Genomic DNA, 16,237 nt, shown 5'->3' on the forward strand with positions numbered 1-16,237 from the left:
CTTCGCCTCGCCGCCGAACTTGCGCGACAGAATCGTCGTGATCGCCGCCGTCAGCGTCGTCTTGCCGTGGTCGACGTGACCGATCGTCCCGACGTTCACGTGCGGCTTCGTGCGTTCGAATTTTCCTTTGGCCATGACTGGTTCTTCCTTGCTAAGTGTACTGACCGATCACTTCTTGTTGATGATCGCCTCGGCAACATTGCGTGGCGCTTCGGTGTAGTGCTTGAATTCCATCGTGTAGGTGGCGCGACCCTGCGACAGCGACCGCAGCGTCGTGGAGTAACCGAACATCTCGGCCAGCGGCACTTCCGCCTTGATCACCTTGATGCCGCCGACCATGTCTTCCATGCCCTGCACGATGCCGCGCCGGCCGGACAGATCGCCCATCACGTTGCCCATGTAGTCTTCCGGCGTCTCGACCTCGACCGCCATCATCGGCTCGAGCAGCACCGGGCTGGCCTTGCGCATCGCGTCCTTGAACGCCATCGATGCCGCCATGCGGAACGCGTTTTCGTTCGAGTCGACGTCATGGTACGAACCGTCGAACAGCGTGACCTTGACGTCGACCACCGGGAAACCGGCGAGCACACCGTTCGGCAGCGTCTCGACCAGGCCCTTGTTCACCGCCGGGATGAATTCGCGCGGCACCGTGCCGCCCTTGATCGCGTCGACGAACTCAAAGCCTTTGCCAGCATCGTTCGGCTCGAGCTTGATCCAGACGTGCCCGTACTGGCCGCGACCGCCGGACTGCTTGACGAACTTGCCTTCCTGTTCGACCGACTTCTTGACCGCTTCGCGGTACGCCACCTGCGGCGCGCCCACGTTCGCCTCGACGCTGAACTCGCGGCGCATGCGATCCACCAGGATCTCGAGATGCAGCTCGCCCATGCCCGAGATGATCGTCTGGCCGGACTCCTCGTCGCTGCGCACGCGGAACGACGGGTCTTCCTGCGCCAGGCGCCCCAGGGCAATGCCCATCTTCTCCTGGTCGGCCTTGGTCTTCGGTTCGACAGCAACGTGGATCACCGGCTCCGGGAAGATCATCTTCTCGAGCGTGATCACGTGGTCCGGGTTGCAGAGTGTGTCGCCGGTCGTAGCGTCTTTCAGGCCCACCGCTGCCGCGATGTCGCCCGCGCGCACTTCCTTGATCTCTTCCCGCTGGTTCGCGTGCATCTGCAGGATCCGGCCGATGCGTTCCTTGCGATCCTTGATCGGGTTGTAGATGGTGTCGCCGGTGTTGACCACGCCCGAGTAGACCCGGAAGAAGATCAGCTGGCCGACGTAGGGGTCGGTCATGATCTTGAAAGCAAGCGCGGCAAACGGTGCGTCGTCGGACGCGGCGCGCACGACTTCCTTGCCGTCGTCGTCTTCGCCAGTCACCGGCTTCACTTCGGTAGGCGCGGGCAGGTAGTCGAGCACCGCATCGAGCATCGCCTGCACGCCCTTGTTCTTGAACGCGGAGCCGCACATCATCGGCACGATCTCGCTGGAGATCGTGCGCGCGCGGATACCCTTCTTGATGTCTTCCTCGGACAGGTCACCGCTGTCGAGGTACTTGTTCATCAGCTCTTCGGACGACTCGGCTGCGGCCTCGAGCATCTTCTCGCGCCATTCGGCGGCGGTGTCTGCGAGGTCTTCCGGAATATCGACGAGCTCGAATTTCATGCCCTGGGACGCTTCGTCCCAGAGGATCGCCTTCATGCGGACCAGGTCGACCACGCCCTTGAAGCTCTCTTCGGCGCCGATCGGAATCTGCACGGCCACTACGTTGGCCTGCAGCCGTACCTTCATCTGGTCGTAGACCTTGAAGAAGTTGGCGCCGGTGCGGTCCATCTTGTTGACGAACGCGAGCCGCGGAACCCTGTACTTGTTCGCCTGGCGCCAGACCGTCTCGGACTGGGGCTGCACGCCACCGACCGCGCAGTAGACCATGCAGGCACCATCGAGCACGCGCATGGACCGCTCGACCTCGATCGTGAAGTCGACGTGGCCGGGCGTGTCGATGATGTTGATGCGGTGCTCCGGACGCGCCATGTCCATGCCGCGCCAGAAGCAGGTCGTGGCGGCCGACGTGATCGTGATGCCGCGCTCCTGCTCCTGCTCCATCCAGTCCATCGTAGCCGCACCGTCATGAACTTCGCCAATCTTGTGATTGACGCCGGTGTAGAACAGGATGCGCTCGGTGGTCGTCGTCTTCCCCGCGTCGATGTGCGCGGAGATGCCGATGTTGCGGTAGCGGTCGATGGGTGTTTTGCGAGGCACTTGGTAAGACCTTTGCGTTGGTTGGCGTCAATCCGGGATCGCCGGGTTACACCAGCGGAGCACCAGCAGTGATTCGAGCGACTTGTCCGGCACTGTCCCGCGAACGGGGCAGACGACAGGGCGTTGTACGGTCAGAAGCGGTAGTGCGAGAAGGCCTTGTTCGCCTCGGCCATCCGGTGCACTTCTTCGCGCTTCTTGATCGCGCCGCCACGGCCTTCGGCCGCTTCGGCGATCTCGTTGGCGAGGCGCTGGCCCATCGACTTCTCGCCGCGCTTGCGGGCGGCTTCACGCAGCCAGCGCATGGCCAGCGCGGTACGGCGGATCGGACGCACCTCGACCGGGACCTGGTAGTTCGCGCCACCGACGCGGCGGCTTTTCACCTCGACCATCGGACGGATGTTGCCGAGTGCCAGCGTGAACAGCTCCAGCGGATCCTTGCCCGACTTCTTGCCGAGCTGCTCGAGTGCGCCGTAGATGATGCTTTCGGCGACCGACTTCTTGCCGCTCATCATCAGCACGTTGATGAACTTGGCGACTTCCTGGCTGCCGAACTTCGGGTCCGGCAGGATCTGGCGTTTGGGTACTTCGCGACGACGGGGCATGGCTGTTCCTCGGGCTGCAGGCTGGGCTTAGGCTGCCTTGGGTTTCTTGGCGCCGTACTTCGAACGGCTCTGCTTGCGATCCTTGACGCCCTGGGTGTCCAGGCTGCCGCGGACGACGTGGTATCGCACGCCGGGAAGATCCTTCACCCGGCCGCCGCGGATCAGCACCACCGAGTGCTCCTGCAGGTTGTGGCCTTCGCCACCGATGTAGCCGATCACCTCGAAGCCGTTGACGAGGCGCACCTTCGCGACCTTGCGCAACGCCGAGTTCGGCTTTTTCGGGGTCGTGGTGTAGACGCGCGTGCAGACACCGCGCCGCTGCGGCGAGTTCTGCAGGGCCGGAACCTTGCTCTTGGTCTTGACCGGTTCACGGCCGTGGCGCACCAGCTGATTGATCGTGGGCATTTATCGAGCCATCAAATGATGAGGAAGACGCGAAGGCGCCGTCCTCGTTAGGACAATTACGGAGCGGTGATAGGTGCGTTATGCGTGCGTGCTGCGTGCTGCAATCCTGCTTTTCGTGGTCGACCGCTCCTGCCGGGGCCCGCCGCAACGAAGTGCAGTGGCGCAGCCCTTGCCAACGAATCGGTACGACACCGGCGGGATACGTTTTCGACTGCTGCACTTAATGCTCATGCGTGCTGCAGCATGGAGGACAGTGCCCGTCTCGAAACGTCTTGCCGGGGAGGCGAAGCGGCCGGGGTCATCCGTCGGGATGGGTCCGCCTGCCGCCTGTTCAGCCCCGGTTTGCCGGAACGAAAAAAGATCGCGAGTTTAGGATGGGGGTGGAGCCCTGTCAAGCCACCTGCTGCTCGGACTCGCTCCCCGCCTCGGCTGCCGGTTCGGCAGCCAGGGCCCCCGCCTCTGCGGTCTCCTTCACCGGCGGGTTGCGCCGGGTGTTGTGGTACGCCAGCCCGGTGCCGGCAGGAATCAGCCGGCCGACGATGACGTTCTCCTTCAGGCCGCGCAGGTCGTCCTTCTTGCCCATGATCGCCGCTTCGGTCAGGACCCGGGTGGTTTCCTGGAACGAAGCCGCCGAGATGAACGAGTCGGTCGACAGCGATGCCTTGGTGATACCGAGCAGCATGTATTCGAAGTGCGCCGGGGTCTTGCCTTCGGCCTCGACCCGTTCGTTCTCCTCGAACACGTCTGCCCGTTCGACCTGCTCGCCGACGATGAACTTGGTATCGCCCGCGGCAACGATCATCACCCGGCGCAGCATCTGCCGAACGATGACCTCGATGTGCTTGTCGTTGATCTTGACGCCCTGCAGGCGGTACACGTCCTGCACTTCGTCGATGATGTAGCGGGCAAGCGCCTCGACGCCCTGCAGGCGCAGGATGTCGTGCGGGTCGGCCGGACCGTCGACGATCGACTCTCCCTTGTTCACCACCTGGCCGTCGTGCACCAGGACGTGCTTTTCCTTCGGGATGAGGAACTCGTGCGTGACGCCGTCCATGTCGGTGATCACCAGTCGCTGCTTGCCCTTGGTGTCCTTGCCGAACGACACGGTTCCGGTGATCTCGGCGAGCATGCCGGCATCCTTCGGCGAGCGCGCCTCGAACAGCTCGGCCACCCGCGGCAGACCGCCGGTGATGTCGCGCGTCTTCGAGGTTTCCTGCGGGATACGGGCCAGCACGTCGCCGACCGAGACATCCTGCCCGTCACGCACCGAGATGACCGCCCCGATCTGGAACGAGTAGATGACCGGCTGCTCGGTACGGGCGATCTTCACCTCGTTACCGGCATCGTCGATCAGCTTCACCTGGGGACGAACGCCCTTCACCTGGGCGCCGGCACGGCGCTTCGGATCGATCACGACCAGGGTCGACAGGCCGGTGACCTCATCGATCTGCCGCGCGACGGTGACCCCTTCCTCGACGTTCTCGAACTTGATGCGGCCGGTGTACTCCGTGATCATCGGACGGGTATGCGGATCCCAGTTGGCCAGCACCTGCCCGGCCTTCGTGGTGTCGCCGTCCTTCGCGGTCAGCGTCGCGCCGTACGGCACCTTGTGACGCTCGCGCTCGCGGCCGCTCTCGTCGACTACCAGCACCTCGCCCGAGCGCGAGATCGCGACCGGCTCGCCGCGTGCGTTGGTCACGTAGCGCATCGTGCCCGAGAAGCGGATGGTACCCGCCGACTTGGTCTCGATCAGGCTGGCCACCGCGGTACGGGAAGCCGCCCCGCCGATGTGGAAGGTACGCATCGTCAGCTGGGTTCCCGGCTCGCCGATCGACTGCGCGGCGATGACACCGACCGCCTCGCCCACGTTGGCGATCTGGCCGCGGCCGAGGTCGCGTCCGTAGCACTTGGCGCACAGGCCCCAGCGCGTCTCGCAGGTCAGCGGCGTACGCACCTTGACCTCGTCGATGCCGATCGACTCGATCAGTTCGATGGAATCCTCGTCGAGCAGCACGCCACCGTCGAACAGCACTTCCTGGGTCTCGGGGTGCACGACGTCGGCTGCCAGCACGCGGCCGAGCACGCGCTCGCCCAGCGACTCGACGACCTCGCCACCTTCGACCAGTGCGCGCATCGCAAACCCCTGGGTCGTTCCGCAATCCTGCTCGGTGACTACCAGGTCCTGGGTGACGTCGACCAGGCGACGGGTCAGGTAACCCGAGTTCGCGGTCTTCAGCGCGGTATCGGCAAGGCCTTTGCGCGCACCGTGGGTCGAGATGAAGTACTGCAGGACGTTCAGGCCCTCGCGGAAGTTCGCGGTGATCGGGGTCTCGATGATCGAGCCGTCAGGCTTGGCCATCAGGCCGCGCATGCCGGCGAGCTGGCGAATCTGCGCGGCGGAACCGCGCGCACCCGAGTCGGCCATCATGTAGATGGCGTTGAACGACTCCTGCATCACCGGCTTGCCCTTGTCCATCTTGGGCACCTTCTCGCCGCCCTCGTCGACCAGGACAGGCTCGCTGCCGAGCTGTTCCATCATCGCCTTGGCGACTAGGTCGCCGGCGCGGCCCCAGATGTCGACAACCTTGTTGTAGCGCTCGCCCTGGGTGACCAGACCCGAGGTGTACTGTGCCTCGATCTCCTGGACTTCCTTCTGGGCGGATCCGATGAGCTTCTCTTTCTCGTTCGGCACCAGCATGTCGCCGACCGCGATCGACACGCCGGCGCGGGTGGCCAGCGTGAAGCCCGACTGCATCAGCTTGTCCGCGAAGATGACCGTCTCGCGCAGCCCGCAGCGCCGGAAGGCGCCGTTGATCAGCCGGGAGATTTCCTTCTTCTTGAGCGTCTTGTTGATCACGGAGAACGGCAGGCCCGGCGGCAGGATCTCCGACAGCATCGCGCGCCCCACCGTCGTGTCGTAGCGCTTGATCGATTCGACCCGTTCGCCGTTGTCGTCGAACAGCACTTCACGGATGCGGATCTTGACCTTGGCCTGCAGTTCGCACTGGCCCGTCTCGTAGGCACGGCGGCCTTCCGAGACGTCGATGAAGGCCATGCCTTCGCCGCGCGCACCGATCTTCTCGCGGGTCGCGTAGTACAGGCCCAGCACGATGTCCTGCGACGGCACGATGATCGGCTCGCCGTTGGCCGGCGACAGCACGTTGTTCGACGACAGCATCAGCGTGCGCGCTTCCATCTGCGCTTCCAGCGACAGCGGCACGTGGACAGCCATCTGGTCGCCGTCGAAGTCGGCGTTGAACGCCGCGCAGACCAGCGGATGCAGCTGGATCGCCTTGCCTTCGATCAGCACCGGCTCGAAAGCCTGGATACCGAGGCGGTGCAGGGTCGGGGCGCGGTTGAGCATCACCGGGTGTTCGCGGATGACGTCTTCCAGGATGTCCCAGACCGCCGGTTCCTCGCTCTCGACCATGCGCTTGGCGGCCTTGATCGTGGTCGCCATGCCGAGCACTTCGAGCTTGTTGAAGATGAACGGCTTGAACAGCTCGAGCGCCATCTTCTTCGGCAGGCCGCACTGGTGCAGCTTGAGCTGGGGGCCCACAACGATGACCGAGCGTCCGGAGTAGTCGACGCGCTTGCCGAGCAGGTTCTGCCGGAAGCGGCCGCCCTTGCCCTTGATCATGTCGGCGAGCGACTTCAGCGGGCGCTTGTTGGCGCCGGTCATCGCCTTGCCGCGACGGCCATTGTCCAGAAGCGAATCGACGGCTTCCTGGAGCATGCGCTTCTCGTTGCGCACGATGATCTCGGGCGCCTTCAGCTCGAGCAGCCGCTTCAGGCGGTTGTTGCGGTTGATCACCCGGCGATACAGGTCGTTCAGGTCGGAGGTCGCAAAGCGGCCGCCGTCCAGGGGAACCAGCGGACGCAGGTCCGGCGGCAGCACCGGCAGCACTTCCATGATCATCCAGTCGGGCTTGATGCCCGACTTCTGGAACGCCTCGAGCACCTTCAGGCGCTTGGCGATCTTCTTGATCTTGGTCTCGGAGCTGGTCGCGGCGAGGTCGGTGCGCAGCGTCTCCACCTCGCGATCGAGGTCGAGGTTGCGCAACAGCGCGCGCACACCCTCCGCGCCCATGCTGGCGGAGAACTCGTCACCGTGCTCTTCGAGCTTGGCGAGGTAGTCGTCCTCGGTCAGCAACTGGCCACGCTTGAGCGGGGTCATGCCGGGTTCGGTGACCACGTATGCCTCGAAGTACAGCGCACGCTCGATGTCGCGCAGCGTCATGTCGAGCACCATGCCCAGGCGCGCGGGCCGCGACTTGAGGAACCAGATGTGCGCGACCGGCGAAGCGAGCTCGATGTGGCCCATGCGCTCGCGGCGCACCTTGGACAGCGTGACCTCGACGCCGCACTTCTCGCAGATGACGCCGCGGTGCTTCAGGCGCTTGTACTTGCCGCAGAGGCACTCGTAATCCTTGACCGGCCCGAAGATCTTCGCGCAGAACAGGCCATCGCGCTCGGGCTTGAAGGTGCGGTAGTTGATGGTCTCGGGCTTCTTCACCTCGCCATACGACCACGAACGGATCTTGTCGGGCGAGGCCAGCCCGATCTTGATCGCGTCGAATTCTTCTTCCTGGGTGACTTGCTTGAACAGGTCGAGCAAAGCTTTCATTCGTCACTCCTTGTTGAAACCGATGGGTGCTGCAGCAGGGGGGTTGTCACGCGCAACTGCGCCGGAACAGCCGGCCTGCCTCAATAGCGTTCTAGATCGATGTCGATGGCGAGCGAGCGGATTTCCTTCACCAGCACGTTGAACGACTCCGGCATGCCGGCATCGATCTTGTGCTCGCCCTTGACGATGTTCTCGTAGACCTTGGTCCGGCCCGACACATCGTCGGACTTGACCGTGAGCATTTCCTGCAGTGTGTAGGCGGCGCCGTACGCTTCCAGCGCCCAGACCTCCATTTCGCCGAAACGCTGGCCGCCGAACTGCGCCTTGCCGCCCAGCGGCTGCTGGGTAACCAGGCTGTACGGGCCGGTGGAGCGCGCGTGCATCTTGTCGTCGACCAGGTGGTGCAACTTGAGCACGTGCATGTAGCCGACGGTGACCTCGCGCTCGAACGGATCGCCGGAGCGGCCGTCGTGCAGGCGAACCTGCCCGCTGGTGGGCAGGCCGGCCAGTTCGAGCATGCCCTTGATCTCGGCTTCGGTCGCACCGTCGAACACCGGCGTCGCGAACGGCACACCTTTCTTCAGGTTGCCGGCAAGTGCCATCACTTCGCCGTCGTCCAGCGATTCGATCCCCTCGGGGGTACCGCTGTCGTTGTAGACGTTGGTGAGGAACTTGCGGACCTCCGAGGCGTTGGCCTGCGCGCGGAGCATCTTCTCGATGCGCTGGCCGAGGCCCTTCGCCGCCCAGCCCAGGTGGGTCTCGAGGATCTGGCCGACGTTCATCCGGGACGGCACGCCGAGCGGGTTGAGCACGACGTCGACCGGGGTACCGTCATCCATGTACGGCATGTCCTCGACCGGCACGATCTTGGAGATGACGCCCTTGTTGCCATGGCGGCCCGCCATCTTGTCGCCAGGCTGCAGGCGCCGCTTGACCGCGAGGTAGACCTTCACCATCTTGATCACGCCGGGCGACAGCTCGTCGCCGCTGGTCAGCTTGCGCTTCTTCTCTTCGAACATGTGATCGAAGCGCAGGCGCACCTGCTCGATGCCGTCCTTGAGCTGCTCGAGCTGCGTGGCGGCCTCGTCGCTCGCCAGGCCGATGTCGAACCAGTGGAAGCGGTCGAGGCTGTCGAGGTATTCCTTGGTGATCTTGGTGCCCTTGGCCAGCTTCTGCGGCCCCTTGTTGGCGACCTTGTTCACCAGCAGGCGCTCGATACGGCCGAAAGTGTCGTCCTCGACGATGCGCAACTGGTCGGCGAGGTCCATCTTGTAGCGCTTGAGCTCGTCGTCGATGATCTGCTGGGCACGCTTGTCGCGGTCGATTCCCTCGCGGGTGAAGACCTGGACGTCGATCACCGTACCGGTCATGCCCGGCGGTACGCGCAGGCTGGTGTCCTTCACGTCGGAGGCCTTCTCGCCGAAGATCGCGCGCAGCAGCTTCTCTTCCGGGGTGAGCTGGGTCTCGCCCTTCGGCGTGACCTTGCCGACCAGCACGTCGCCCGCCTCGACTTCGGCGCCGATGTAGATGATGCCCGACTCGTCCAGGCGTCCGAGCTGGTTCTCGGACAGGTTCGAGATGTCGCGGGTGATCTCTTCCGGCCCGAGCTTGGTGTCGCGCGCGACGACCGAGAGTTCCTCGATGTGGATCGAGGTGAACCGGTCTTCGGCGACCACGCGCTCCGAGATGAGGATCGAATCCTCGAAGTTGTAGCCGTTCCAGGGCATGAACGCGACCAGCAGGTTCTGGCCGAGCGCGAGTTCGCCCAGGTCGGTCGACGCACCGTCGGCGATCACGTCGCCGCGGGCAATCACGTCGCCGACCTTCACGATCGGACGCTGGTTGATGTTCGTGTTCTGGTTCGAACGCTGGTACTTGACCAGGTTGTAGATGTCCACGCCGACTTCGCCGGCGCCGGTTTCGTTGTCGTTCACGCGGACCACGATGCGGCTCGCGTCGATGTAATCGACCACGCCGCCACGCAGCGCCTGCACCGCGGTGCCCGAGTCGACCGCCACCGTGCGTTCGATACCGGTGCCGACCAGCGGCTTCTCGGGACGCAGGCAGGGGACGGCCTGGCGCTGCATGTTCGAGCCCATCAGGGCCCGGTTGGCGTCGTCATGCTCGAGGAACGGGATCAGCGAGGCCGCGACCGACACGATCTGGGCAGGCGCGACGTCCATGTATTCGATCTTGTCCGGCGCGGCCATCGTGAATTCGTTGTGCTGCCGGCAGGAGATGATCTGGTCGATGAACTTGCCGTCCTTGCCGAGTTCAGCGTTCGCCTGGGCGATCGTGTACTTGCTCTCCTCGATCGCCGACAGGAACACGATCTCGTCGGTGACCCGGCTGTTCTCGACCTTGCGGTACGGCGTTTCGAGGAAGCCGTACTCGTTGGTACGGGCATACAGCGCGAGGGAGTTGATCAGGCCGATGTTCGGGCCTTCGGGCGTCTCGATCGGGCACACGCGGCCGTAGTGGGTCGGGTGCACGTCGCGCACCTCGAAGCCTGCGCGCTCGCGCGTCAGGCCGCCCGGCCCCAGGGCGGACACGCGACGCTTGTGGGTGATCTCGGACAGCGGGTTGGTCTGGTCCATGAACTGCGACAGCTGGCTCGACCCGAAGAACTCGCGGATCGCTGCCGACACCGGCTTCGCATTGATCAGGTCGTGCGGCATCAGGTTCTCGGACTCCGCCTGCGACAGGCGCTCCTTCACCGCGCGCTCGACGCGCACCAGGCCCGCGCGGAACTGGTTTTCGGCGAGTTCGCCGACCGAGCGCACACGGCGGTTTCCGAGGTGGTCGATGTCGTCGATCTCGCCGCGGCCGTTGCGCAGTTCGACGAGGATCTTGATGACAGCCACGATATCCTCGGCCGCCAGCGTCGCAGCGCCCTTCACTTCGTTGCGCCCGATGCGGCGGTTGAACTTCATCCGGCCGACAGCAGACAGGTCGTAGCGCTCCTCGGCAAAGAACAGGCCGTGGAACAGGCTGCGCACCGCATCTTCGGTCGGCGGCTCGCCGGGACGCATCATGCGGTAGATGGCGACCTGGGCGGCGATCTGGTCGGGCGTCTCGTCGATGCGCAGCGTCTGCGAGATGTACGGACCTTCGTCGAGGTCGTTCGTGTAGATGGTCTGGATCTGCTCCGCCTTGCCGCCCCGGAACAGGTCGATCAGGTCTTCGGTGATCTCGTCGTTGGCGCGCGCCAGGATTTCACCGGTCTCGGTGTCGATCACATTGTGCGCGAGCGCGCGGCCGAGCAGGTACTCGCCGGGTACGGTGATGTTCTTCAGGCCGGCCTGTTCGATCTCGCGCACATGCTTGGCGGTGATGCGCTTGTCGCGCTGGACGATGACCTTGCCGGCCTTGGTCACGAAGTCGAAGCCGGCGGTGTCCCCGCGCAGCCGCTCGGGCACCAGGTCGACCGTGATTTCGCCCTTGGCGAAGTGGAACGTGTCGGTCTTGAAGAAATCGGCCAGGATCTGCTCGGGGTTGTAGCCGAGCGCCTTCAGCAGGATGGTGACCGGCATCTTGCGACGGCGGTCGACGCGGAAATAGAGATAGTCCTTCGGGTCGAACTCGAAGTCGAGCCAGGACCCGCGGTAGGGAATCACGCGGGCCGAGAACAGCAGCTTGCCGGACGAATGGGTCTTGCCGCGGTCGTGCTCGAAGAACACGCCGGGCGAGCGGTGCAACTGCGAAACGATCACACGCTCGGTACCGTTGATCACGAACGAGCCGGTGTCGGTCATGAGCGGGATCTCGCCCATGTAGACCTCCTGCTCCTTCACTTCCTTGATCGGGAATCCTTCATGGCCGTCCTTGCCTTTGACCTTGGGCGCTTCCTTGTCCATGATCGTCAGGCGCACCTTCGCGCGCAGCGGCGCTGCGAAGGTCAGCCCGCGCTGCTGGCACTCCTTCACGTCGAACGGAGGGGTGCTGAGGGAGTAGCTGACGAAATCCAGGCGGGCATTGCCCGAGTGGCTCGTGATCGGAAAGATGGACTGGAACGCAGCCTGCAGGCCGGCTTCGCCGGTGCGGGCGTCGGCCTGCAGGTCGGCTTGCAGGAAGTGACGATAGGACTCGAGCTGGGTGGCGAGCAGGAACGGAACCGGCAACACGCTGGCACGCTTGGCGAAGCTCTTGCGGATGCGTTTCTTCTCGGTGAATGAATAGCTCATCGTTTACTCCTGCAGGCGACGGATAGACTGGGGTGGTGCGCTGCTACGGGTACTGACGCGGCGGCTGCCGGTACTGCGGGCCGTGCCACTGCTTTGGCCACTGCATAGCGACTGCGGGCCAGCGGTCACCCGCCGGCCCACGGCCTTCAACACATGCCTGATACCTGTCCGGCGTGGCAGCGACCCGCAACGGGGCCACCACGCCGGCCGGGGACGAACCCCGGGAATGACTCGACGGTTTCGCGTCGCGTCACTTCAGCTCGACCGCTGCACCCGCATCGGTCAGCTGCTTCATGATTGCGTCTGCGTCGGCCTTCGAAACGCCTTCCTTCACCGGCTTCGGCGCACCGTCGACCAGGTCCTTGGCTTCCTTCAGGCCCAGCGCAGTGATGGCACGCACGGCCTTGATGACTTCGACCTTCTTCTCGCCGGCCGACTTCAGGATGACCGTGAACTCGGTCTTCTCTTCTGCCGGGGCTGCGCCAGCGCCAGCTGCCGGGGCGGCCACGGCCACCGATGCGGCGGCGGCGGAGACGCCGAACTTCTCTTCCATTTCCTTGATCAGTTCCGACAGTTCCAGCACGGTAAGGCCGGCGATTGCGTCGAGGATTTCTGCTTTTGCGACTGCCATTTCAAATGCTCCCGATATTGCCAATGTCGATTGGATGGAATGTTGTCACCGGGCGTGAGGCGCCAATGGACGCCTCGTGCCACCGGAGGGATCGACCCGGGGGGTCGAAGCGCCTCAGGCTGCCGCTTCGGCGGGTGCTTCCGCACCCTGCTTCTGGTCGCGAACGGCCGCAGCCGTGCGCACGAAACGCGCAGGAACTTCGTTGAGCGTCTGGACGAACTTGGCCACGGGTGCCTGCATCGTCCCCATCAGCCTGGAGAGCAGTTCTTCGCGCGACGGGAGTCGCGCCAGCCCCTGCACCTCTTTCGCCGACAGCAGCTGCTGCGGCAATGCACCGCCGCGAATCACCAGCTTGTCGTTCGCCTTCGAGAACTCGTCGAGCACCTTCGCTGCCTTGACCGGATCGGCCGAGATCCCGTACGCAAGCGGGCCGACCAGCTGGTCGGCGAGCGCCTTGAACGGAGTCCCGTCGACCGCACGGCGGGCGAGGGTGTTCTTGAGCACCTTCAGGTAGACGCCTTCTGCGCGAGCCTTGCGCCGGAGCTCGGTCATCGCACCGACGCCCATGCCGCGATACTCCGCGATCACGACCGACTGCGCTTTCCCGAGTTCCTCGCTCAGTTCGGCGACAACTGCCTGTTTGTCCTGCAGAGTCAAACTCAAGGTGCACCTCCTTAACTGAACCGCACCACCTTCGCCGGCACGCATGCCGCCGGGAAAACCTGCCCGGCTACCGCCGCCCCGGCTGGGGTGGAAAGCACAACACGGCGACCTTGATCCAGGAAATCGACACTGCAACCGCTCCTGTTTCGGGGGTACGCCATCTGCGTAGGGCGCCTTCTGCAGGTGCGCATGCAGCCACACCGTCGTCCGGCATTAAGTTCCTGGGAACGCCTACGGTCTTTGACAACCCCGGCGGAACGTCAGCCTGTCGCTGCTGCCGCCCCCACCGGGCCCAAAGTTCTGTCTTCCGTTGCAGCTGCCAGCTGCAGACTTCCGGCAAATGCGCTATTGCGCCTCGCGCGAAGCGACCAGGCTCCCCTGGTCCACCCGGACGCCGGCACCCATCGTCGATGACAGGCTGACCCGGCGGACGTAGATGCCCTTGGCACCAGCTGGCTTGGCCCGATTCAGTGCATCGATCAGCGCGCCGAGGTTCTCCTGCAGCGCCTCGACCGTGAACGACGCACGGCCGATGGTGCACTGGACGATGCCCGCCTTGTCGGTGCGGTACTGCACCTGGCCCGCCTTGGCGTTCTTTACCGCCGTGGTGACGTCGGCCGTGACCGTACCGACGCGCGGATTCGGCATCAGGCCGCGCGGACCGAGGATCTGACCGAGCTGGCCGACCACGCGCATGGAGTCGGGCGTGGCGATGGCGATGTCGAAGTTGATGTTGCCGGACTTCACCTGCTCGGCGAGGTCGTCGAAACCGACGACGTCCGCGCCGGCCGCGAGCGCTTCCTTGGCCTTGTCGCCCTGGGCGAACACGGCGACCCGCTTGGTCTTGCCAGTGCCCTGCGGCAGCACCAGCGAGCCACGCACGATCTGGTCGGATTTCTTTGCATCGACGCCGAGGTTGATCGCGACGTCGATGGATTCGTTGAACTTGGCCGTTGCGTTGTCCTTGACCAGCTTCAGGGCATCGGACAACGGATACAGCTTTTCGCGGTCGACGCTCTTGCGCACCGCGGTATAGCGTTTGGAGACGTGTGCCATGTCAGAGTCCCTCCACTTCGACGCCCATGCTGCGGGCGCTGCCAGCCACGGTACGCATGGCGGCTTCGAGATCGGCGGCGGTCAGGTCGGGTTGCTTGACCTTGGCGATCTGTTCGCACTGGGCGCGCGACAGTTTGCCCACCTTGTCGGTATGCGGCGTCTTGCTGCCCTTGGTGATACCGAGCGCCTTCATGATGAGCACCGACACTGGCGGCGTCTTCATGATGAAGGTGAAGGTCTTGTCCGCGTACGCGGTGATCACCACCGGCGTGGGCAGGCCGGGTTCCATCTTCTGCGTGGCGGCGTTGAACGCCTTGCAGAATTCCATGATGTTCAGGCCACGCTGACCGAGAGCCGGACCGATCGGCGGGCTGGGATTGGCCTTGCCCGCAGGAACCTGCAGTTTGATGTAACCGACTACTTTCTTTGCCACGACTCATGCTCCTTCGATGACGGGTGTGAACGAGCGCATCGCGCTCTCCCCGGGATGGCTGCTGGTGCGCTCTTCCGATCGCACGCACTGCCGGATTGGATGCCGCCGTTGCCGGCGCTGCTGCAACTGCTTGCGACTGCCGCCCTCGCGGGCGGGACGCGTCAGGCTTTTTCGACCTGCGAGAAGTCGAGTTCCACCGGGGTCGAACGACCGAAGATCGACACCGCGACGCGCAGCTTGTTCTTGTCGTAATTCACCGCTTCCACGGTGCCGTTGAAGTCGGTGAAAGGGCCTTCCTTGACCCGTACCATCTCACCGCTCTCGAACAGCACCTTGGGTTTCGGCTTCTCGACGCCTTCCTGGATCTGGTGCAGGATGTTGTCGACCTCGCGCTGGCTGATCGGGGTCGGTTTGGTGGCGGTGCCACCGATGAAACCAGTGACTTTCGGGGTGCTCTTGATCAGGTGCCAGGTGTCGTCGGTCATCTCCATCTCGACGAGCACGTAACCCGGGAAGAACTTGCGCTCGCTGATCGACTTCTGGCCGGACTTCATCTCGACCACTTCTTCGACCGGCACCAGAACCTGGCCGAACTTGTCCTGCATCCCGGTCCGCTGGATGCGGTCGAGGAGCGTGCGCTGCACGCTCTTCTCGAACCCCGAGTACGCATGAACGACATACCAGCGCTTGCCACTCATCACTCAGTCCGCCCCATCAAGAGTTGCACCAGGTAAAGCAGGCTGGCGTCTACCACCCACAGGAAGATCGCGCTGACGACACAGAACGCGAAGACGATACCCGTGGTCTGAAGTGTTTCCTTGCGCGACGGCCAGACGACTTTCTTGGTCTCTTCGACCGATTGCAGTGCAAAGACGCGGAACCGCGAGCCCTGCACGGTCGTCCACATCGCACCGGCTGCAACGATCACCCCGGCGAGGACGCAGACCACGCGCACCACTGCCGGCCCCTGGTCGAAATGATAGAAACCGTAAAGTCCGGCTACTACTGCAACTGCTGCCAGGACTATCTTCGCTGTATCCATGTACCCGTCTGTTCTCGGTGGTGGCATCGGATGGCAGGCCAGGAGGGTGTCGAACCCCCAACCTTCGGTTTTGGAGACCGACGCTCTGCCAATTGAGCTACTGGCCTTCCGACGACACCGAACTGCAGGGGCTGCCGCGCAGCCCCGGAGTTACAGTCCTTGCGAACCCTGGCTCGCGTCAGGCAATGACCTTGGCGACGACACCCGCGCCAACGGTCTTGCCACCTTCGCGGATCGCGAAGCGCAGCCCCTCTTCCATCGCGATCGGCTGGATCAGCGTGACCGTGATCGAAATGTTGTCCCCCGGCATCACCATCTCGGTGCCTTCCGGC

13 protein-coding genes and 1 tRNA gene are annotated in these 16,237 nt (G+C 64.2%); all 14 read right to left on the reverse strand.

Annotated features, from left to right (window positions below):
* A partial coding sequence (gene tuf, locus ING98_09570) for an elongation factor Tu (GenBank protein MCA3102112.1) occupies nucleotides 1–135 on the reverse strand: 135 nt, incomplete at its 3' end.
* Nucleotides 136–168: 33 nt separating this feature from the next.
* Nucleotides 169–2,262 (reverse strand): elongation factor G, encoded by a 2,094-nt coding sequence (gene fusA / locus ING98_09575; protein MCA3102113.1) that lies wholly within the window; start codon nucleotides 2,260–2,262, stop codon nucleotides 169–171.
* Nucleotides 2,263–2,393: 131 nt separating this feature from the next.
* The gene (rpsG, locus tag ING98_09580; GenBank protein ID MCA3102114.1) at nucleotides 2,394–2,864 is read right to left on the reverse strand and encodes a 30S ribosomal protein S7; all 471 of its coding nucleotides are present in this window, start codon (nucleotides 2,862–2,864) and stop codon (nucleotides 2,394–2,396) included.
* 27 nt (nucleotides 2,865–2,891) lie between these two features.
* Nucleotides 2,892–3,269, reverse strand: coding sequence for a 30S ribosomal protein S12 (rpsL, locus tag ING98_09585; protein MCA3102115.1), 378 nt, complete (start codon nucleotides 3,267–3,269; stop codon nucleotides 2,892–2,894).
* A gap of 391 nt (nucleotides 3,270–3,660) precedes the next feature.
* Entirely contained in the window at nucleotides 3,661–7,896 is a 4,236-nt protein-coding gene (gene rpoC, locus ING98_09590; GenBank protein ID MCA3102116.1) for a DNA-directed RNA polymerase subunit beta', read from the reverse strand.
* Nucleotides 7,897–7,976: 80 nt separating this feature from the next.
* A complete protein-coding gene (gene rpoB, locus ING98_09595) occupies nucleotides 7,977–12,080 on the reverse strand; it encodes a DNA-directed RNA polymerase subunit beta (protein MCA3102117.1) in 4,104 nt (1,367 codons plus the stop codon).
* 250 nt (nucleotides 12,081–12,330) lie between these two features.
* Nucleotides 12,331–12,711, reverse strand: coding sequence for a 50S ribosomal protein L7/L12 (gene rplL / locus ING98_09600; GenBank protein ID MCA3102118.1), 381 nt, complete (start codon nucleotides 12,709–12,711; stop codon nucleotides 12,331–12,333).
* A 114-nt stretch (nucleotides 12,712–12,825) separates the two neighbouring features.
* On the reverse strand, nucleotides 12,826–13,374 hold the full coding sequence (gene rplJ / locus ING98_09605) for a 50S ribosomal protein L10 (GenBank protein MCA3102119.1): 549 nt from the start codon (nucleotides 13,372–13,374) through the stop codon (nucleotides 12,826–12,828).
* 345 nt (nucleotides 13,375–13,719) lie between these two features.
* Entirely contained in the window at nucleotides 13,720–14,430 is a 711-nt protein-coding gene (rplA, locus tag ING98_09610; GenBank protein ID MCA3102120.1) for a 50S ribosomal protein L1, read from the reverse strand.
* 1 nt (nucleotide 14,431) lies between these two features.
* Nucleotides 14,432–14,863, reverse strand: a complete 432-nt coding sequence (gene rplK / locus ING98_09615) for a 50S ribosomal protein L11 (GenBank protein MCA3102121.1) — start codon at nucleotides 14,861–14,863, stop codon at nucleotides 14,432–14,434.
* A gap of 161 nt (nucleotides 14,864–15,024) precedes the next feature.
* Nucleotides 15,025–15,561: a transcription termination/antitermination protein NusG gene (nusG, locus tag ING98_09620; GenBank protein MCA3102122.1), complete on the reverse strand. Its 537-nt coding sequence runs from the start codon at nucleotides 15,559–15,561 to the stop codon at nucleotides 15,025–15,027.
* Complete coding sequence (gene secE / locus ING98_09625; protein ID MCA3102123.1) at nucleotides 15,561–15,905, reverse strand: preprotein translocase subunit SecE; 345 nt, start codon at nucleotides 15,903–15,905, stop codon at nucleotides 15,561–15,563. The genes nusG and secE overlap by 1 nt, the downstream gene beginning before the upstream one ends.
* Before the next feature lie 31 nt (nucleotides 15,906–15,936).
* Nucleotides 15,937–16,012: transfer RNA gene (locus ING98_09630), tRNA-Trp, on the reverse strand.
* 71 nt (nucleotides 16,013–16,083) lie between these two features.
* Nucleotides 16,084–16,237 (reverse strand): elongation factor Tu (gene tuf, locus ING98_09635; protein MCA3102124.1); only part of this gene is annotated, 154 nt, incomplete at its 5' end.

Source organism: Rhodocyclaceae bacterium, assembly GCA_020248265.1.
Lineage (GTDB): Bacteria > Pseudomonadota > Gammaproteobacteria > Burkholderiales > CAIKXV01 > CAIKXV01.